At 77.0% G+C, this 17,176-nt stretch carries 18 protein-coding genes and 2 pseudogenes; 8 read left to right on the top strand and 12 right to left on the bottom strand.

Going from position 1 to position 17,176, the window contains the following annotated elements; genetic code table 11:
- The first annotated feature begins 17 nt into the window (after nt 1-17).
- From AC2TDM_RS00735 to AC2TDM_RS00725, 3 genes are read left to right on the top strand one after another with little or no spacing between them, the layout of a single operon-like run.
- Nucleotides 18-1,013 (top strand): NAD(P)H-quinone oxidoreductase, encoded by a 996-nt coding sequence (locus tag AC2TDM_RS00735; protein WP_484635501.1) that lies wholly within the window; start codon nt 18-20, stop codon nt 1,011-1,013.
- Between the two features lie 43 nt (nt 1,014-1,056).
- The gene (locus tag AC2TDM_RS00730) at nt 1,057-1,650 is read left to right on the top strand and encodes a bacterial proteasome activator family protein (RefSeq protein ID WP_484635500.1); all 594 of its coding nucleotides are present in this window, start codon (nt 1,057-1,059) and stop codon (nt 1,648-1,650) included.
- Nucleotides 1,651-1,707: 57 nt separating this feature from the next.
- Nucleotides 1,708-2,259 (top strand): hypothetical protein, encoded by a 552-nt coding sequence (locus AC2TDM_RS00725; RefSeq protein WP_090032263.1) that lies wholly within the window; start codon nt 1,708-1,710, stop codon nt 2,257-2,259.
- Here AC2TDM_RS00725 and AC2TDM_RS00720 read toward each other — a convergent pair.
- The 5 genes and pseudogenes from AC2TDM_RS00720 to AC2TDM_RS00700 form a co-directional block, all read right to left on the bottom strand.
- Nucleotides 2,222-3,262: an EamA family transporter gene (locus AC2TDM_RS00720; RefSeq protein ID WP_090032261.1), complete on the bottom strand. Its 1,041-nt coding sequence runs from the start codon at nt 3,260-3,262 to the stop codon at nt 2,222-2,224. The two genes, AC2TDM_RS00725 and AC2TDM_RS00720, sit on opposite strands and share 38 nt — an antisense overlap.
- On the bottom strand, nt 3,259-4,059 hold the full coding sequence (locus AC2TDM_RS00715; protein ID WP_090032259.1) for an HAD family hydrolase: 801 nt from the start codon (nt 4,057-4,059) through the stop codon (nt 3,259-3,261). Before AC2TDM_RS00715 ends, AC2TDM_RS00720 begins: the two co-directional genes overlap by 4 nt.
- A complete protein-coding gene (gene serS, locus AC2TDM_RS00710) occupies nt 4,056-5,348 on the bottom strand; it encodes a serine--tRNA ligase (RefSeq protein WP_090032257.1) in 1,293 nt (430 codons plus the stop codon). The genes AC2TDM_RS00715 and serS overlap by 4 nt, the downstream gene beginning before the upstream one ends.
- A 9-nt stretch (nt 5,349-5,357) precedes the next feature.
- Entirely contained in the window at nt 5,358-6,044 is a 687-nt protein-coding gene (locus AC2TDM_RS00705) for a DJ-1/PfpI family protein (RefSeq protein ID WP_203708767.1), read from the bottom strand.
- Between the two features lie 38 nt (nt 6,045-6,082).
- A pseudogene (locus AC2TDM_RS00700) lies at nt 6,083-6,229 on the bottom strand (DJ-1/PfpI family protein); the annotation flags it as partial.
- 124 nt (nt 6,230-6,353) lie between these two features.
- On the opposite strand from AC2TDM_RS00700, the gene AC2TDM_RS00695 reads away from it, so the two are divergent.
- From AC2TDM_RS00695 to AC2TDM_RS00685, 3 genes are all read left to right on the top strand, one after another.
- A complete protein-coding gene (locus AC2TDM_RS00695) occupies nt 6,354-7,577 on the top strand; it encodes a diacylglycerol/lipid kinase family protein (protein WP_484635499.1) in 1,224 nt (407 codons plus the stop codon).
- A 91-nt stretch (nt 7,578-7,668) separates the two neighbouring features.
- Entirely contained in the window at nt 7,669-8,289 is a 621-nt protein-coding gene (locus tag AC2TDM_RS00690) for an ArsR/SmtB family transcription factor (protein WP_090032253.1), read from the top strand.
- A complete protein-coding gene (locus tag AC2TDM_RS00685; RefSeq protein ID WP_484635498.1) occupies nt 8,286-8,567 on the top strand; it encodes a hypothetical protein in 282 nt (93 codons plus the stop codon). Before AC2TDM_RS00690 ends, AC2TDM_RS00685 begins: the two co-directional genes overlap by 4 nt.
- Nucleotides 8,568-8,571: 4 nt before the next feature.
- Here the strand turns inward: AC2TDM_RS00685 and AC2TDM_RS00680 are convergent, their stop codons facing one another.
- Genes AC2TDM_RS00680 through AC2TDM_RS00665 form a run of 4 tightly spaced genes read right to left on the bottom strand, consistent with a single transcriptional unit; the run spans nt 8,572 to nt 11,941 of the window.
- Nucleotides 8,572-9,396: an alpha/beta fold hydrolase gene (locus AC2TDM_RS00680; RefSeq protein ID WP_484635497.1), complete on the bottom strand. Its 825-nt coding sequence runs from the start codon at nt 9,394-9,396 to the stop codon at nt 8,572-8,574.
- Nucleotides 9,393-10,448, bottom strand: a complete 1,056-nt coding sequence (locus AC2TDM_RS00675; RefSeq protein WP_484635496.1) for an Fpg/Nei family DNA glycosylase — start codon at nt 10,446-10,448, stop codon at nt 9,393-9,395. The genes AC2TDM_RS00680 and AC2TDM_RS00675 overlap by 4 nt, the downstream gene beginning before the upstream one ends.
- Before the next feature lie 9 nt (nt 10,449-10,457).
- A complete protein-coding gene (locus tag AC2TDM_RS00670; protein ID WP_484635495.1) occupies nt 10,458-11,324 on the bottom strand; it encodes a metal ABC transporter permease in 867 nt (288 codons plus the stop codon).
- Nucleotides 11,321-11,941: a metal ABC transporter ATP-binding protein gene (locus tag AC2TDM_RS00665; protein WP_484635494.1), complete on the bottom strand. Its 621-nt coding sequence runs from the start codon at nt 11,939-11,941 to the stop codon at nt 11,321-11,323. The genes AC2TDM_RS00670 and AC2TDM_RS00665 overlap by 4 nt, the downstream gene beginning before the upstream one ends.
- Nucleotides 11,942-11,990: 49 nt before the next feature.
- On the opposite strand from AC2TDM_RS00665, the gene AC2TDM_RS00660 reads away from it, so the two are divergent.
- Together AC2TDM_RS00660 and AC2TDM_RS00655 are read left to right on the top strand one after the other, a co-directional pair.
- Nucleotides 11,991-13,121, top strand: a complete 1,131-nt coding sequence (locus tag AC2TDM_RS00660) for a hypothetical protein (protein WP_484635493.1) — start codon at nt 11,991-11,993, stop codon at nt 13,119-13,121.
- Complete coding sequence (locus AC2TDM_RS00655) at nt 13,121-14,044, top strand: metal ABC transporter substrate-binding protein (protein ID WP_484635492.1); 924 nt, start codon at nt 13,121-13,123, stop codon at nt 14,042-14,044. The genes AC2TDM_RS00660 and AC2TDM_RS00655 overlap by 1 nt, the downstream gene beginning before the upstream one ends.
- A 17-nt stretch (nt 14,045-14,061) precedes the next feature.
- Here AC2TDM_RS00655 and AC2TDM_RS00650 read toward each other — a convergent pair whose 3' ends face one another.
- The 3 genes and pseudogenes from AC2TDM_RS00650 to AC2TDM_RS00640 form a co-directional block, all read right to left on the bottom strand.
- Nucleotides 14,062-14,319 (bottom strand): hypothetical protein, encoded by a 258-nt coding sequence (locus tag AC2TDM_RS00650; RefSeq protein WP_484635491.1) that lies wholly within the window; start codon nt 14,317-14,319, stop codon nt 14,062-14,064.
- A 122-nt stretch (nt 14,320-14,441) separates the two neighbouring features.
- The gene (locus tag AC2TDM_RS00645; RefSeq protein WP_484635490.1) at nt 14,442-15,704 is read right to left on the bottom strand and encodes a hypothetical protein; all 1,263 of its coding nucleotides are present in this window, start codon (nt 15,702-15,704) and stop codon (nt 14,442-14,444) included.
- Between the two features lie 89 nt (nt 15,705-15,793).
- Nucleotides 15,794-16,866, bottom strand: a pseudogene (locus AC2TDM_RS00640) (PP2C family protein-serine/threonine phosphatase).
- Between the last annotated feature and the right edge of the window lie 310 nt (nt 16,867-17,176).

Genomic DNA, 17,176 nt, shown 5'->3' with positions numbered 1-17,176 from the left:
CCCGGTACGGTCGCCGGGTGCGTGCCGTCGTCGTCGCCCGTCCCGGTGGTCCCGAGCAGCTCGTCGTGCGGGAGGTCCCGGACCCCGTGCCGGGTCCGGGCGAGGTGCTGCTGGAGGTCCACGCCGCCGGCCTGAACAACGCCGACCTCCTGCAGCGGCGCGGGCTCTACCCGCCGCCCGCCGGTGCGTCGGACGTGCCCGGCCTCGAGGTCGCCGCCGTGGTCGCCGCCGTCGGCCCGCCGGACGACGCGGCCCCCGGTGACACCCCGACGCCCGCGCCGGGCGACCGCGTCGTCGCGCTCCTGCCCGGCGGGGGCTACGCCGAGCGGGCCGTCGTCGACGCCGGGCTGACGCTGCCGTGGCCGGAGCACCTGTCCGCGGCCGAGGCGGCGGTGCTGCCCGAGGCCCTGGCCACCGCCTGGTCGAACCTCGAGGTCGCGCACGCGCGCCCCGGGGAGGGGCTGCTCGTGCGCGGGGGGTCCGGCGGCGTCGGGACCCTGGCGGTGCAGCTCGGCCGGGCGCTCGGGCTCGAGGTGCTGGCCACCGCGGGCGGCCCGGACCGGGTCGCCCGCGTGCGGGACCTCGGCGTCCCCACGGTGCTCGACCACCGCGCCGACGACCTCGTCGAGCAGGTCTTGGCCGCGACGGGCGGCGCGGGCGTCGACGTCGTGCTCGACGTCGTGGGCGCCGCGGCCCTGGCCGACAACCTGGCGGTGCTGGCGCCCGACGGCCGCCTCGTCGTCATCGGGCTGCAGGGCGGCACCCGCGCGGGGCTGGACCTGGGCCTGCTGCTGGCACGGCGGCTGAGCGTCGCCGGGACGAGCCTCCGCTCGCGTCCGCTGGCGCAGCGGCGGGCGGTGGTCGCCGGGCTGCGCACGCACGTGTGGCCGCACGTCGTCGACGGCACGCTGCGTCCCTGCCTGCACGCCGCCCTCCCCCTCGACCGGGCCGACGAGGCGCACCGCACGCTGGAGGCCGGCGGCGTCTTCGGCTCGCTCGCGCTCGAGGTCTGAGCCGCGGGTGCGCGTCGCGCCGGGGGCACCCATCATCGAGGGCGTGACCCAGGCGACCCCCGAGCCCACCGACCCCCGCGTCCTCGTCCTGCCGGCCTCCGGCGGCCCGCAGGTCGGCTCCCCCGACGAGGGCCCGCCCGCCGGCGAGAGCGACGGCCGCCGCCGCGAGGACCTCGGTTCGATGGTCGAGCAGCCCGCGAAGGTCATGCGCATCGGCACCATGGTCAAGCAGCTGCTCGACGAGGTGCGCTCCGCCCCGCTCGACGAGGCCGCCCGCGCCCGCCTGGCCGAGATCCACGGCCGGTCCCTCACGGAGCTGGAGGAGGGCCTCTCGCCGGAGCTCGTCGACGAGCTGCGGCGCATCACCCTGCCGTTCGTCGCCGACGACGCCCCGTCCGACGCGGAGCTGCGCATCGCGCAGGCGCAGCTCGTCGGCTGGCTCGAGGGCCTGTTCCACGGCCTGCAGACGGCGATCGTCGCCCAGCAGATGGCCGCCCAGCAGCAGATCACGGGCCTGCGCCGCGGCCTGCCGCCGGGCGGCCAGCGCGGCATGGTCGTCCCGGTCGCCGGCCAGGGCCAGCCCGGCCAGCCGGGCCAGCCCGGCGACGAGCGCCCCGGTCCCGGCCAGTACCTCTGACCGCTCGCAGGTAGGGGCGGGGAGGAGGTCGTCGGGACGGCGGCACCCCTGGCCCCTGTGGCCCGCTCGACGCTGTCCCGCTCGCTGCACGACCTCGGTCTCGCCGCCTGGTTCGGCGGCACGCTCGCCAACGCCGTCGCCCTCAACCCCGCCGCCGCGGCCGCGCCCACCGCCTCCGGCTCCGGTGCGGTCGCCAACACCGGCTGGGACCGGTGGACGCCCGTCAACGCCGTCGCCATCGGCGTGCACCTGCTCGGCAGCGTCGCGCAGGTGGGCTCCAACAGCGGCCGCATCGCCGCCCAGAGCGGTGTCGCCTCCATGGCCGCGGGCAAGACCGCGCTGACCGCCGCGGCCCTGGCCGCCACGGGCTACAGCCGCGTGCTCGGCCGCAAGGTCTCCGCGCAGACGGACGTGCCGGCGCAGGACGGCACGACGCCGACCGCGACCACGCCCGACTCCGTCGCCGCCGCGCAGCGCCAGCTCGACGTGCTGCAGTGGGTCATCCCGGCGCTGACGGGCGCGCTCGTCGTCGTCAGCGCCTTCGCCGGCGAGCAGGAGCGCGCGACCGAGGTCAAGAAGGGCGTGCTGGAGCGGCTCCTCGGCCGCTGACGCGGCCGCGACCGACCGCACCTGCACCTGCACCTGCACCTGCACCTGCACCACCGCCGCGCCCGGCGGACCGGCCACCACCGCCGGTCCGCCGGGCCGTCAGCGCGATCGCGACGGACACCAGCACCAGCCCGACGAGGTCGAGCGGTGCAGGACGTTGCGACAGCCCGACGAGCCCGACGACGGTGGCCGTGGCGGGCAGCAGGGCCAGCAGGACCGCGAAGGTCGCCGCGCTCACCCGGCGCAGCACCACCTGCTCCAGCCCGTACGGCACCACGGAGGAGCACACGGCGATGGCGACGACGAGCAGCGCCAGCCGCGGGTCGTCGAGCAGCGGACCGGCGTCACCGGCCAGCGCGGGAGCGAGCACGACCGCCCCGGCGGCCATCGCCACCGTCAGGCCCGTGAGCCCGCGCGGCGCCTGCCGCGCGACGCGCCGGCCCAGCACGATGTACGCGGCCCAGGCCGCCGCCGACCCGAGGGCCGCGAGCAGGCCGACCACGGGCACGGTCCCGTCGTCGCCGCCCTCCAGCGTCACGCCGGCGAGGAGCACCACGCCGGCGGCCGCGACGGCCACGGCGCCGCGCTCGCGCCACCCCCGCCCGGTCACGGCGGCGACCGCCACCGGCCCGAGGAACTCCACCGCCACGGCGGTGCCCAGCGGCAGGTGGTCGATGGCGACGTAGAACGAGACGTTCATGAGCGCCAGCGCGACGCCGAACAGCGCCGCGGTCCCGGCGGCCCGCCAGGGCTCGACGACGGGCGCGGCGTCCTCGCCCTCGGCCCCGGCACTGCCCCCGGCACTGCCCCCGGCCGCGCGTCGCCGGTCGGCTGCCCTCGTCGCCAGCGCGAACGGCAGCAGCACCAGCGCGGAGACCGCCACCCGCAGCCACGCCACCGTCGGCGCCGGCAGGACCGCGAACAGCCCCACCGCCACCGCGGCGCCGACGTACTGCGTGAGGCCGGAGACGACGAACAGCGCGGGCGCCGGGACGTGCGTCACCGCTCCAGCAGGCTGAGCAGCACCGGCACCAGGCCGTCGTCGTCGATCGTGCCCGTGACCTCGTCGGCGACGGCGCGCACCTCGTCGGCCGCCTGGCCCATCGCCACGCCGCGCGCCGCCCAGCGGATCATCGCGATGTCGTTGGCGCCGTCGCCGACGGCCACCGTGCCGAACGGCTCGACGTCGAGGTCCTGCCGGACGAACTCCAGCGCGCTCGCCTTCGAGACGCCGCCGGGCGTGAGGTCGAGCCAGGCGGACCAGCCGACGGCGTACTCGACCTCGTGCAGGCCGACGCGCTCGACGATCGCGCGGAACTCCTCGGGCTCGGCCTGCGGGGCGCGGATGACCACACGCGTGGCGGGCTCGGCCGACAGCTCCTCGAACGGCACGACCTCGACCTTCCCGGACAGCTCCCCCGCCGGGAACTCGCCCGAGACGCGGAAGCCGTGGCCCAGGTCCTCGACGGCGAACAGCGCGTCGGGGATCTCCAGCGCGATGGCCCGCAGCGCCGGCCCGGGGTCGAAGGTGACCGCCTGGACCACCTCGAACCCGTCGTCGGACAGCGGCGACACGCGGGCCGTCACGGCGCCGTTCGAGCAGACGACCCAGCCCTCGTCGAGCCCGAGCTGCCGCGCCACCGGCACGGCCGAGTGGGGGCCGCGCCCGGTCGCGAGCACCACGTGGATGCCGGCGTCCCGCAGCGCCCCGACCGCCGCCGTGACCGCCGGCGAGATGACCCCGTCGTAGGACATGACCGTCCCGTCGACGTCCAGCGCCACCAGCCGTGTCCGCCTCATGCCGTCACCCCCACCGGTCGCAGGACGTCGAGCCCGCCCAGGTACGGGCGCAGCCCCTCGGGCACCCGGACGGACCCGTCCTCGAGCTGATGGTTCTCCAGCAGCGCGACGAGCCAGCGGGTGGTCGCGAGCGTCCCGTTGAGCGTCGCGGCCGGGCGCAGCTGCCCGTCGGCGGTCCGCTCCCGCACGCCGAGCCGGCGCGCCTGGAACGTCGTGCAGTTGGAGGTGGACGTGAGCTCCAGGTAGCGCCCCTGGCTCGGCAGCCACGCCTCGCAGTCGAACTTGCGGGCGGCGCTCGACCCCAGGTCCCCGGCCGCCACGTCGATGACGCGGTACGGCAGCTCGACGAGGTCGAGCATCTCCCGCTCCCACGCCAGGATCCGGCGGTGCTCGGCGGCGGCGTCCTCCACCGTCGTCCAGGTGAACGCCTCCACCTTGTGGAACTGGTGCACGCGGATGATGCCGCGGGTGTCCTTGCCGTAGGAGCCGGCCTCGCGCCGGTAGCAGGCCGACCACCCGGCGTACCGCAGGGGCCCGCTCGTCAGGTCGAGCACCTCCCTGGCGTGGAACCCCGCCAGGGCCACCTCGCTCGTCCCGACGAGGTACAGGTCGTCGGCCTCGAGCCGGTAGATCTCGTCGGCGTGCGCGCCGAGGAAGCCCGTGCCGGCCATCACCTCGGGCTTGACCAGCGTCGGCGTGATCGTCGGCGTGAAGCCAGCGGCGAGGGCGCGGTCCACCGCGGCGTTGAGCAGCGCCAGCTCCAGCCGCGCCCCGACGCCGGTGAGGAAGTAGAACCGCGCGCCGGACACCTTGGCGCCGCGCTCGGTGTCGATCGCGCGCAGCCCCTCGCCCAGCTCGAGATGGTCGCGGACGCGGAAGCCCTCGCCGTACTCGGCCGCGAAGTCCCGCGGGCTGCCGACGTGCTCGAGCACGACGTAGTCGTCCTCGCCGCCCGCGGGCACGCCCTCCTCGACGACGTTGCCGATCCGCCGGGCCAGCTCCGTCGCGGCCGTCTCCGCCGCGTCCGCCTCGGCCTGCAGACCCTTGACCTGCTCCGCGAGCGCCTTCGCCCGCGCCAGGAGCTCCTGCTTGGCCTCGCCCTGCGCGGCCGCCACCTGCTTGCCGAGCGCCTTCTGCTCCGCCCGGACCGTCTCGAAGCCCGTCAGCGCGGACCGGCGCCGCGCGTCGGCCTCCAGCACCTGGTCGACGAGCCCGGGGTCGTCGCCGCGTGCGGTCTGGCTCGCGCGGACGGCGTCGGGGTCCTCGCGGAGGAGTCGCAGGTCGATCACGGTCCGAGCCTAGCCACCGCCGCCCCGGGCAGCCGGACCACCTGCGCCGGCACGACGGGCACGGACGGCGACGCCCGCCAGCGCCACGCCGACGACCGCCGCCAGGGACGGCTTCGGCGCGCGGCGCAGCGCGGCGGCCGCCAGGCCCGGCGGCTGCTCGCGCTGGGGGTCGGAACCCGGAGGCGCCGGGCGCGGGTCCGCGGCCGTCGCCCGTGCCGTGTGCCGTGCCGTGTCCCGTGCCTTGTCCCGTGCCGTGTCCCGTGCCGTGTCCTGTGCCGTGTGCCGTGCCGCGCGTCGCGCCGCCCGTCCTGCCGCCCCGTGGCCGGTCCCTCGCCCCGGCCCGGCGAACGCGTCGAGCATCGCGGGGACGAAGAGCGCCAGGTCCTGCGGGCCGCGGCTGGTGGTGAGGCTGCCGTCCCGCACGACCGGACGGTCCAGCCAGGTGCCACCGGCGTTGACCACGTCGTCGCGGATGCCGGGCCACGACGTGAGCGTCCGGCCCTGGAGCAGCCCGGCGGACGCCAGGACCCAGGGCCCGTGGCACAGCGTGACCAGCGGTCGCCCGGTCGCGGCGAACCCGCGGACGAACGCCCGCGCCTGCGCCGACTGGCGCAGCAGGTCGGGGTTGATGAAGCCACCGGGCACGAGCAGGCCGTCGTAGCCGGCCGGGTCCGCACGCCCGACGGTCCTGTCCACGCGGACGCGGTGGCGGGCTGGTGCAGGTTCATCCCGCGGATCCGGCCGCGCCGCAGCGACACCACCTCGACCCGCGCACCGGCGCGCTGCAACGCCCGCACCGGCACGACGAGCTCGGCCTTCTCGAACCCGTCGGTGGCCAGGACGGCGATGCGGCGCCCCCTCAGCGGTCGTCCCCGGCGCATGTGGTGCTCCCTCGTCCGTCGGACCGGCCACGGGGCCGGCGGTCCCCCGAGTCTCGTCGGCGACGACGGGTACGGCACCCGGACCCGTCGGGCCGCGCCGGTGCCCGCTGCGTAGATTGCGGCCATGACATGGGGTGAGGGCCTGGCCGTGGTCGCGGTGCTGCTCGCGGGGGCGGCGCTCGTGCTCGCGCTCATGATCAACGCGCGCAGCCGGCGCGTGTCGGCCTCGCTCGAGCGGCTGGCGACGGCGCCGCCGCTGCCCGCCGCTCCCGCCCCGGCGGTCGGCGGCGGGCCCGCCCTGCCCGAGCGGCAGGGACCCCTCGTCGCGTTCGTCGCCAACCCCACCAAGCCCGACGTCCCCGGCCTGCGGCGGGCCGTGCGGCGCGCCTGTGCCGAGCAGTACCTGCCCGAGCCGCTCTGGTACGACACCACGGCGGAGGACCCCGGCGTGGGCCAGACGCGTCAGGCCGTGCAGGACGGGGCGCGCCTCGTCGTCGCCGTGGGCGGTGACGGCACGGTCCGGGCCGTGGCGGAGGGGCTGCTCGGCACGGGCGTGCCGATGGGGCTCATGCCGCTGGGCACCGGGAACCTGCTGGCACGCAACCTCGACATCCCGCTGAACGACCCCATGGGCGCGTTCGACATCGCGCTGGACGGCGTCGACCGCGCCATCGACGTCGGCCAGCTGCGGGTGGAGCGCTGGGAGTCGCAGGTGCGCGACGACATCGCGGAGGCGGCCGACGACCGGCCCGCCGACACCGACGAGCCGCGCGACCACATCTTCCTCGTCATCGCCGGCCTGGGGTTCGACGCCGCGATGGTGGCCGACACCGACGAGGGGCTCAAGGCGCGGGTCGGGTGGATCGCCTACTTCGTCGGCGGGGTCCGCCACCTCCACGGGCGCCGGATCCGGGCCGAGGTCGGCCTCGACGACGGCGACCGGCAGGCGGTCCGGCTCCGCTCGCTGCTGGTCGGCAACTGCGGCCGGCTGCCCGGCGGCATCATGCTGCTCCCCGACGCCGAGCTCGACGACGGCGTCCTCGACGTGGCGTCGATCGACACGCGCGGCGGCCTCGTCGGGTGGGCGCAGCTCCTCGGCGAGGTGGTCCTGCAGGGCGTCGGCCTGCGCAACGAGCTCCCGAACAAGATCGGCCGGATCGACCACGCGCGCGCCCGCACCGTGCAGGTGGACGTCCCGGAGGGCGAGGCCGTGCAGGTCGACGGCGAGGTGATCGGCAGGGTGAGCCGGCTGGAGGCGCGGGTCGAGCCCGGCGCGCTCGTCGTGCGGGTGACGCCGGAGAGCGCGCTGGGGCGCAAGACGGGGGCGGCGGTCGGCGCCTCGGCCTGACGATCGCGGCCGCCACCGCCTCCGGCTCGAGCGCAACAGTTCTTTCGCAACACCTCTTGCGCAAGCGTTCTTGCGCTTCTAGGCTCGACCCATGCCGTCCGCGACCCCGTCCGACGCCCGCCCCCTCGCCCCCGCCGTCCAGCGGGTCAGCGACCCGGCGCGGATCCGTGCGCTCGCCCACCCCGTCCGCCTCGACCTGCTCAGCCTGCTGGGCGAGGAGGGCGAGCTGACGGCCACGCAGTGCGCCGACCGCCTCGACGAGACGGTGGCGAACTGCTCGTTCCACCTGCGCACGCTCGCCAAGGCCGGGTTCATCGAGCCCGCCACCGCCCGCGGACGCGAGAAGCCGTGGCGGGTCACGGCCACCGAGCGCACCCTCGACCCCGACCCCGACGACCCCGCCTCCGAGCGGGCCGTCGCCGAGGTCGCCGGCCTGCAGATGCTGCGCGAGGTGGAGCGCGTCAAGGCGTTCCTCGAGGCGCCGCACGTTCGCAACGCCGACTGGGACGACACCGTCACGGTCACGTCCGCCACCTTCTGGGCCACGGCCGAGGAGATGCGCGACCTCGTCCGTCAGGTGCACGACCTGACCTCACGCTTCGCGGGGCGGCGCGCCGACCCCTCCCTGCGGCCCGACGGCGCCCGGATCGGACGCCTCTTCGCGACCGTCAACCCCGACGAGATCCCCCCTGCTGCGGAGAACCGACCATGAGCACGCTCGCCCCCGCCCTCGCCCCCACCCGTGTCCCGGCCCCCGCCGCGACCTCCGCCACCGGCCCCGCGACGCCCGCCCCCGCGCTCCGCGTGCTGCTGCGGCTCGGCCGCGTGCGCGGGGAGCTCCTCGTCGAGGTCGCGGCGCCGCGCTCCCGCCCCGCCCTGCGCGACGAGGGCCGCCGCCGCGACCGGGCCGCGTACGCCGCGGCCCTCGCCGACCTCGAGCGGCACCGGACGGCCGCCATCGCCGCCCGCCTCGGGGCCGGCGGCCTCTGAGGTCTCAGCGGCGCACGTGCTCCCGCACGAGCGCGGCGAGCTCCTCCGCGTGGTCGTGCACCACGGCGTGCGACGCCCCCGCCACCTCGGCCACCGCACCGCGGGGGGCGGCGTCCGCGAGGTCCTGCACCCAGCCCCGCGGCGCGACCCGGTCGTGGGTCCCGCGCACGACGAGCACCGGCACCGCCACCCGCCCGATCCGGTCCTCGGTGGGGTGCCGGAGCATCGCGCGCAGCTGGCGTACCGCCCAGGGCACGCCGCACCGCGCGTAGCCACGGACGATGAGCGCCTGCGTGCCGGGCGACTCGAACACCGCGGACCGCAGCAGGCGGCCGACCTGCTGGTGCGCGGTGCGCCCGTCGGGGGACACCGTCGGGCCGACGAGGACGGCGTGCGTCGCGGCGTCCGGCCGGCGGGCCAGGGCCTCGACGACGACCTGCGTGCCGAGCGAGTGCCCGAGGAGCACCGGCCGGACGGGCCGCGCCCGGTCGAGCCAGTGCAGGAGCAGCTCGGCGTGGTCGACGACCTCGACGGGCTCGCGGTCCGGCAGCGGCAGGCCTGCGAAGCCGGGCAGGTCGACGCGGTGCACCGCGCCGAGGTCGGTCAGCCGTCGGGTCAGCCGCTCGAAGTACAGCCCGTCGACGCCCAGCCCGTGGACGAGCACGACGTCGTGGCGGCCCTCGTCGGCCCCTGAGCCCGACGCCGCCCCCGACGCCGCCCCCGACGCCTGTCCACCCGTGCGGGAGCGCACCCGCAGGACGGCACCACCGATGCGCACCCGTTCGACGTGCTCGTCCCGCGCCGTCGCCCCCGGGCCGCGGCCCCTCACCGCGGCGCGCGCCGCGCGCGGCGACGCGTCCCGGGCCGGACCTGGCACCACGGGCAGCGGAACAGGTTGCGGGCCTGCATGGTCTCGATGACGACCGGCGTCCCGCAGACGAGGCACGGCTGCCCCTGGCGGTGGTAGACGTGGTGCCGCTGCGACCTGTCGCGCCGTGCAGCCGCGCGGCCCTCGGCGTCGAGGTCCTCGCGCGTGATCATCATCCCGGTGCGGATGCCGTCGCGCAGGAGCGTGTCCCAGTCCTCCCAGAGCGCACGGGCCGTCTTCGCGGGGACCTCCTTACCGGGGGTCCAGGGGTCCAGCCGCGCGCGGAACAGCAGCTCGGCGCGGTAGATGTTCCCCACGCCGGCGACGACGGCCTGGTCCATCAGCAGCTGCCCCACGGGCACCGACCGCTTCGTGATCCGGTGCACGGCCTCGTCGGCGGGGCTGCGCGTGGCCGGTGCGCCACCGAGACGCTGCCGCAGCTCGTCGCCCACCACGGGGTCCGGCCCCAGCCGGGCGACGACGGCCGCCGCCCCCTCCGGGTCCAGCACCTCGCACGCCGTCGGCCCGCGCAGGTCCGCCACCGTGTGCTCGGTGAGCAGTCGCACGCGCACCTGCCCGACGGGATCCGGCGGGAACGTGGGGCCGTCGAGCGGCTCCTCGCCCTCGGCGTCCCCCTCGTCCTCCACCTCGCGCTCTCCCAGCCGCACGTGCCGGGACCCGCCCCGGCCCGCGCCGCCCGACGAGGCGGAGGCCGGCACGGGCCGGTCGGCGAACGCGGCCGGGTCCTCGAGCGCGTCGGCGCGCAGCCGCGACACCCGCCCGGCGAGGTCCCAGCGCCCGTAGAGCCCGAGGTGCACGTGCAGCACGGCATCGCCCTCGAAGGACAGGAACAGGTGCTTGCCGACGGCGTCCGCCCGCTCGGCGACGCGCCCGTCGAGCCGCTCGGCACCCGCGGCGAACCGGCCCTGGGGGGACGAGACGGCGACGGGCCGCCCGACGAGGTCCTGCGCCAGCTGGAGAGCGGCTCGGTGGACGGTGTGACCCTCGGGCATCGCGTCAGGCTACGGGCGCGCCCCACGGGTCGCAGTGCCGGCCCAGGACCGGCTCAGCCCGCGTCGCCGCAGGCCGCCGACGAGGACCGCCAGCGCGAACGCGGCCAGCGCGAGCAGCACGATCGTCCCGCCGGACGGGGTGCCGGCGGCGGCCGAGACCGTCACGCCGCCGACGCTCGCCACCAGCCCGACGGCGGACCCGGCGACGACGACCGATCCGAAGCTGCGGCACACGCGCTGCGCCGCGGCGACGGGCAGCACCATGAGCGCGCTGATGAGCAGCAGGCCGACCGTCCGCATCGACAGCACGACGGTGACGGCCGTGAGCACGGCGAGCGCCGACGTGAGCGCCCGCGTCGGCAGGCCGGCGGCGGGCGCGTGCTCCTCGTCGACGGCCACGGCGAACAGCCAGGGCCGCAGCACGGTCACGACGACGAGCAGCACCGCGGCGAGCACCGCGAACACCCGCACGTCCCCCGGGCTCGTCGTCGTGATGGCGCCGAAGAGGTAGCCCTCAAGGTTCGTCGTCGTCCCGGCGGGAGCGAGGCTCATGAGCACGACGCCGCCGGCGATGCCGCCGTAGAACACGACGGCCAGCGCGACGTCGCCGCCCGTGCGCCCGCGCGCCCGCACGGCCTCCACGAGCAGCGCGGCCCCGACGGCGGCGACGAGGGCCGTCCACACCGGCGCCGTCCCGGTCAGCACGCCGGCCGCGACGCCCGCGAGCGCCACGTGCCCGAGCCCGTCCCCGACGAGGGACAGCCCGCGCTGGACGAGGAACGTCCCGACGAGCGGTGCCGCCACCCCGACGAGCGCCGCGGCCAGCAGCGCCCGCCGCATGAAGCCGTAGTCGAGGACCGTCAGCAGGTCGCTCACGCCGCCACCGTCCCGACGCGCCCGTCCGCGACGGCCAGGGACCGGGTGATGGCGCCCGCCAGCGCGGCCGGCTCGTGCGTGACGACGAGGACCGCCACACCGGCCCGGCGCACGCGGTCCAGGACGTCGGCGAGCACCCTCTGGTGCCGGGCGTCGACGCCGGCGGTCGGCTCGTCGAGCAGCAGGAGCTCCGGCTCGGCCACCAGCGCCCGCGCCACGAGCGCGCGGCGCTGCTGGCCGCCGGAGAGCTGGGCCATGGGGGTGCGCGCCCTGTCGGCCAGGCCGACGAGGTCGAGGGCGGCGGCCACGGCCTCGCGGTCGGCGCGTCGGGCCGACGGGCGCAGGCGGCGCAGGGGGTCGGTCAGCGGCAGCCGCCCGACGGCGACGACCTCCCCGACGGTCGCGGGCACGACGGAGGCGAGGCTGTCGCGCTGCGGCACGTAGCCGACGCGCGGCGTGGACACCTCGAGCGAGCCGCCCAGCACCTGCGCGGCACCGAGCACCGCGCGCAGCAGCGTCGTCTTGCCGGACCCGTTTGCGCCGGTCACGGCCACGCACTCGCAGCGGTGCACCGCGACGTCGACGTCGCGCAGCAGGGGGCGTCCCGCGTACCCCACGGCGCAGCACCCCACCCCGACCCGACGCCGGTCGCTCGCGGCCGCCGCCGTGCTGCCCCTCGCGCTCCTCACCGCCTGCGGCGGCACCCAGCCGTCCGCGACGTCCACCGGCACGACCGCCCCGGGCGCCACGGAGGACGCGCACGGCGCCGCCGACGCCGTCGAGGCCGCCGCCTCCTCCCCGCGCCTGGCCATCTCCTACGACGGTGGCGTCCAGGTCCTCGACGCCACGACGCTCGAGGTGCTCGCGGACGAGGAGATGGAGGGCTTCGTCCGGCTGAACCCGGCCGGCGACGGCCGCCACCTGCTCGTCTCGGGGCAGGGCGGGTGGCACGTCCTGGACGCGGGCGCGTGGGAGGAGCCGCACGGCGACCACTCGCACTTCTACACGGCCGAGCCGCACCTGACCGGGACCGTGTTCCCGGCGGAGGAACCCGCGCACGTCGTCACGCACGCCGGCCGCACCGTCCTGTTCGACGACGGGACCGGGGACGTGACCGCCTTCGACAGCACCGAGATCGAGGACGCGGACCGCGAGGAGCGCACGTACACCACGCCGTCCGCGCACCACGGCGTCGCGGTGGAGCTGTCCGACGGCCGCATGGTCGTCTCCGAGGGCACGGAGGAGGGCCGCACCGGCATCCGCGTCCTCGACGCCGAGGGCCAGGATTTCGCGGCGAACGACCAGTGCCCGGACGTCCACGGGGAGACCGTGGCGGCGGACGAGACCGTCGTCATCGGCGACTACAAGAGCGACCCCGACGCGGAGATCGACCTGACGACGCGCGTGTCGCTCATCGACACCACCACCGCGACGGTGCGCCTCGTCGACCTGCCCTCCTCCTACTGGTACCGGTCGCTGGGCCGCGGCGAGGACGGCGAGGGCGTCGTGCTCGGTACGGACGGGTCGCTGCACGTCATCGACGTCGTCGCCGGCACGGTGACGCGGTCCGTCCCCGTCATCGACGCGTGGGAGGTGTCGGGGAACTGGCAGGACCCGCAGCCGCAGGTCTTCACGATGGAGGGCACCGCCTACATCACCGACCCGGCCGCCAGGGCCGTGCACGCCGTGGACATCGCGACCGGGGAGGTCTGGGCGAGCGCGGAGCTCGACGTCGTGCCCAACGAGCTCGAGGGCGTCACCGGCGCCGCCGAGGCGCACGCCGGGCACGACCACTGATGCCGCGGGGGCTGCGCGCACCCGCCCGCGCCGGCGCCGCCGCCCTCGCGCTCACCGCCCTCGTCGCCTGCTCGGGCGGCGGGGGCGGTGGTGGGGGTGGTGGTGCGGGCGGTGGCGACACGGGCGACGGTGCCGGTCCGGACGGCCGTCCGCTCGTCGTCACCTCCTCCTACCCGCTGGAGTACGTGGTGCAGGAGGTCGCGGGCGACCGGGTGGAGCTGCAGAACCTCACGGCGCGGGGAGCGGACAGCCACGCCACGGAGCTGTCGCCGCAGGGCGTGGCGGCGCTCGGCGCGGCGGACCTCGTCGTGCACCTGAGCGGGATGCAGACCGGCGTCGACGAGGCGTTGGCGCTGCAGGTGCCGGAGCACCTGGTCGACGCCGCGACGCTGGCCGACCAGGAGGGCGACCCGCACGTCTGGCTCGACCCGACCCGCATGGCGCGGCTGGCCGAGGACGTCGCGGACGGGCTCGTCGCCGTGGACGCGGCGGGCGAGGGCGCGTACCGGGCGGGCGCCGAGCGGCTCGTCGGGGAGCTCGAGGCCCTCGACGCCGAGTACCGCACCGGGCTGGCCGGGTGCGCGGGTGCCACCCTCGTGACCGCGCACGAGGCGTTCGGCTACCTGGCCGGCGCCTACGGGCTGGAGCAGGTGGGCATCGCCGGCATCGACCCGCACGTCGAGCCGTCCCCGGCCCGGCTGCGTGCCGTCGTGGACGTCGTGCAGGGCCGGGGCGTGCGCACGGTGTTCTTCGAGGCGACGACGAGCCCCGAGGTCGCCACCACGCTCGCGGACGACCTCGGCGTCACGACGGCGGTGCTGCACCCGATCGAGCGCGTCGCCGAGGGGCAGGACTACCCGGGCCTCATGCGCGAGAACCTGACGGCCCTCCGGGATGGCCTCGCCTGCGGCGACGCCGGCTGACCCGGTCCTGGCGGGGTTCAGGACAGGACGTCGACGACCCCCGCCAGGAGCCCGGTGACGAGCAGCGCACCGCCGCCCAGCGCGGCGGAGCTGACGGCGACCCAGACGGCGCGGCGCACCCGGCCGGCCACGCCGGTCGGCTCCGGCAGGGGGGCCGTGCGCACGCGCTCGACGAGGTCGTGGCCGCGCTCGGCGCCGTCGTGCAGCGCGGTGAGCGCCGCGGCCACGGCGGTGTGGGGGGCGTGGTGCGGGTGGGTCGCGGTCAGGGTCGACATCGGGGGCTCCTCGTGGGCGCGGGTGGCGTGCCGGGGTCGCCGGCTCCCTCACCATCGACCGGAACGCCCGCCCCGGTCCAGGGACGGAGGTCCCGTCCCCGCCCCTCGGTGAACTCCGGCCCTCAGGGCGCGACGACGACCCACAGGGCCAGCACCGCGACGGGCTGCAGCGCCAGCGAGGCCCCCACCGCGAGCGCCGCTCGTCGTCGGGTCCCGGTGAGCCCCGGGTCACCGAGCGCCGGGGCCAGCGGCAGCAGGAGGCGGAACGTGCTGTGCTGCGGCACGAACACGGCGACGAGGTAGGCCAGGTACGCGACCGCCCACACGGTGAGGTCCGCCCCCGGCGCGTTCCACCGCCGCGCGACGACGACGACCGTCGTCCCGAGCAGCAGCGTCACGAGCACCACTCCGGCACCCGGCCCGAGCACCGGGTCGAGCACCGCCGAGGCGAACCGGAACCAGGGCGTGAACGGCACGAAGCCGGCTCGGCCCGTGTACTCCTGCTGCCAGGCGGTCTCGGTCGCGAGGTAGGCGTCAGCGCGGCCCGTGACGAGACCGGCGACGACCGGCCACGCGAGACCGGCCAGCGTCACGGCCGTGGCCGCGCCGAGGGCGGCCACGTGCTCGCGCCGGTGCTGCACCAGGCCTCGTCGGGCCCGCACGAGGTGCAGCAGCACCAGCGCGAAGGCCAGCGCCAGCGCACCCGGCCGCGTGAACGCGGCCACGACGCCGAGCACCGCGAACAGCGCGTACCGCTGCCGCGTCATCGCGACGAGCGCGCCGAACACCAGGACGAGGAACGTGCTCTCGGCGTAGGTGACGGTGAACAGGAAGGACATCGGGCTGATCGCCAGCAGCACGGCCCCGAGCGTGGCGGCGCGGCGACCCGCGTGCGGCAGGAGCAGCACGTGCAGGACGATCACGGCCGCCGCGCCGGCCAGCAGCGCGACGGCGGTGCCGGCGGCGCCGAACCCGAGGCCCGTGACGGCCATGACCCCGCGGGCCAGGAGCGGGTAGACGGGCATGAAGGCCCAGGCGTTCTTGGCGACCTCGCCGTCGGCGTCGAGGGGCAGGTCGGTGGGGTAGCCGTCCTCGGCGATCCGCCGGTAGTACTCCCCGTCCCACCCCTGCAGGAGGTCGGTGAAGCCCGTCCCGGGCAGCGTCGCCGCGAGGCCGACGCCCAGGCCTCCGGGCCCGTCGTCGACGACGCCCGTCCGGTGCACGACGAGCAGCAGCAGCGCCGACAGGACCCGCGCGCCCGCGTAGACCGCGAGGAGCACCAGGACCGTGCGAGCGGTCAGCCGCGGCCGCGAGGCCGGGCGCGGGGCGAGCGGCTCCAGGAGCGCGATGGCGGCGCCCGGTGCCTGCCCCCGCACGTCCGTCACGCGGGGACGGTAGGCAGAGGCCGGCCGGTCGCGCCCGTCGAGGCGCCGCCGCTGCCAGCACCGTCACAGTGCGAGGGCCGTGGCCGGGCCTACCGGTCCTGCGCGTGGAGGCGGACCGCGAGGAGCGCGACGTCGTCGTCCGGGTGCGCCGGGAGCACGCGGGCCAGCACCTCGTCGCACAGCGTGTCGAGCTCGCCGTCCCCCGCGGCGAGCTCCTCCACGGTGCGGCGCAGGTGTTCCAGCCGCGCGGCCAGGTCCTCGTCCCGGCGCTCGACGAGCCCGTCCGTGTACAGCAGGAGGGTGGCACCCGGCTCCAGCGTGCGCAGGTGCTCGGTCCGGGCGGCATCCGGCCGGACGCCGAGCAGGACGTCGTTGCGTCCCGTGGTCAGCAGGTCGGCGGTGCCGTCGGGCCGGATGACGACGGGGGGCAGGTGCCCGGCGCTCGACCAGCGCACCCGCGCAGCAGGGACCGCAGCTGCCCCATCGCCGCGGTCGCGTTGACGTCGTGCCCGGTGACGTCGCCGATGACGACGACCGTGGCGCCGTCCCGCTGCACGAAGGCGTCGTACCAGTCCCCGCCGATCTTCGCGGTGCGCGACGCCGGGGCGTACCGCGCGACGACCTGCCCGTGCTCGGGCTGCACCGGGTCGGACAGGAGCGACCGCTGCAGGGCCTCGGCGAGATGCCGGGTCGCGTCGGCGAGCTCGCGCTCCACCTCGAGGCGACGGACGCGTACGAGGGCCTGCGCGTACTGCGTGGCCAGCGCGTCGAGCAGCTGGTGCTCGGTCCCGTCGAAGGTGTGGGGCTCGGGCCATGACAGCGTGAGCGAGCCGAGCACCTCGTCGCCGGTCCGCAGCGGGAGCGCGACCCAGGTCGGGCCGAGGGGCTCACCGGCGGCGGCGCCCGGCGCGGCGTCGAGGTGCTCGTCGGCCACGAGGCGCTCGCCCCGGGCGGCGCGCGCGGCCGGCAGCGCCGCGTCCCGTGGGACGACCCGCTCGACGGCCGTGCCGGCGACCGTGCCGGCGACCGTGCCGGCGACCGTGCCGGCGACCGTGCCCGGGGTGGTCGAGAACAGCCGGAGGGCGTCGCCGTCGAGCACGCCGAACATGGCCACCGCGCCGGCGGCGCCGGGCCCCAGGGCGTGCTCCACGACGTCCGCCACCGTCTGGGCGTGCGCCAGCTCCGACGCCGCTCGCGCCAGCCTCGCCAGCGCGCGGGCGGTGCGGCGGTCCCGCTCGTTGGCGTCCCGCAGCCGGGCGTTGAGGACCTCCAGCTCGCGCGTGCGCGCGTACAGGTCCGCCTCCACCTCGCGCACGCGCTCCTGCAGGTCGTCGGCGTCGGGCGCCGGCGCACGGCCCGAGGTGCGCAGCCGCACGTAGTCGGTGATGTCGTCCGACTGGTGCAGGACGAGCACGACCTCGCCGTCATCGTCGAGGCACTCGGTCCTCCACGCGTCCTCCAGGTCGCCCACC

It is taken from the genome of Cellulomonas sp. plas2, from assembly GCF_057221735.1.
This window is presented reverse-complemented; position numbering and strand designations above follow the sequence as displayed.

Coding starts and splice junctions, on each gene's coding strand:
- AC2TDM_RS00695 (WP_484635499.1), top strand. CDS start 6,354: ATGACATGGGGTGAGGGCCTGGCCGTGGTCGCGGTGCTGCTCGCGGGG.
- AC2TDM_RS00675 (WP_484635496.1), bottom strand. CDS start 10,448: ATGCCCGAGGGTCACACCGTCCACCGAGCCGCTCTCCAGCTGGCGCAG.
- AC2TDM_RS00650 (WP_484635491.1), bottom strand. CDS start 14,319: ATGTCGACCCTGACCGCGACCCACCCGCACCACGCCCCCCACACCGCC.
- AC2TDM_RS00655 (WP_484635492.1), top strand. CDS start 13,121: ATGCCGCGGGGGCTGCGCGCACCCGCCCGCGCCGGCGCCGCCGCCCTC.
- AC2TDM_RS00690 (WP_090032253.1), top strand. CDS start 7,669: ATGCCGTCCGCGACCCCGTCCGACGCCCGCCCCCTCGCCCCCGCCGTC.
- AC2TDM_RS00715 (WP_090032259.1), bottom strand. CDS start 4,059: ATGAGGCGGACACGGCTGGTGGCGCTGGACGTCGACGGGACGGTCATG.
- AC2TDM_RS00685 (WP_484635498.1), top strand. CDS start 8,286: ATGAGCACGCTCGCCCCCGCCCTCGCCCCCACCCGTGTCCCGGCCCCC.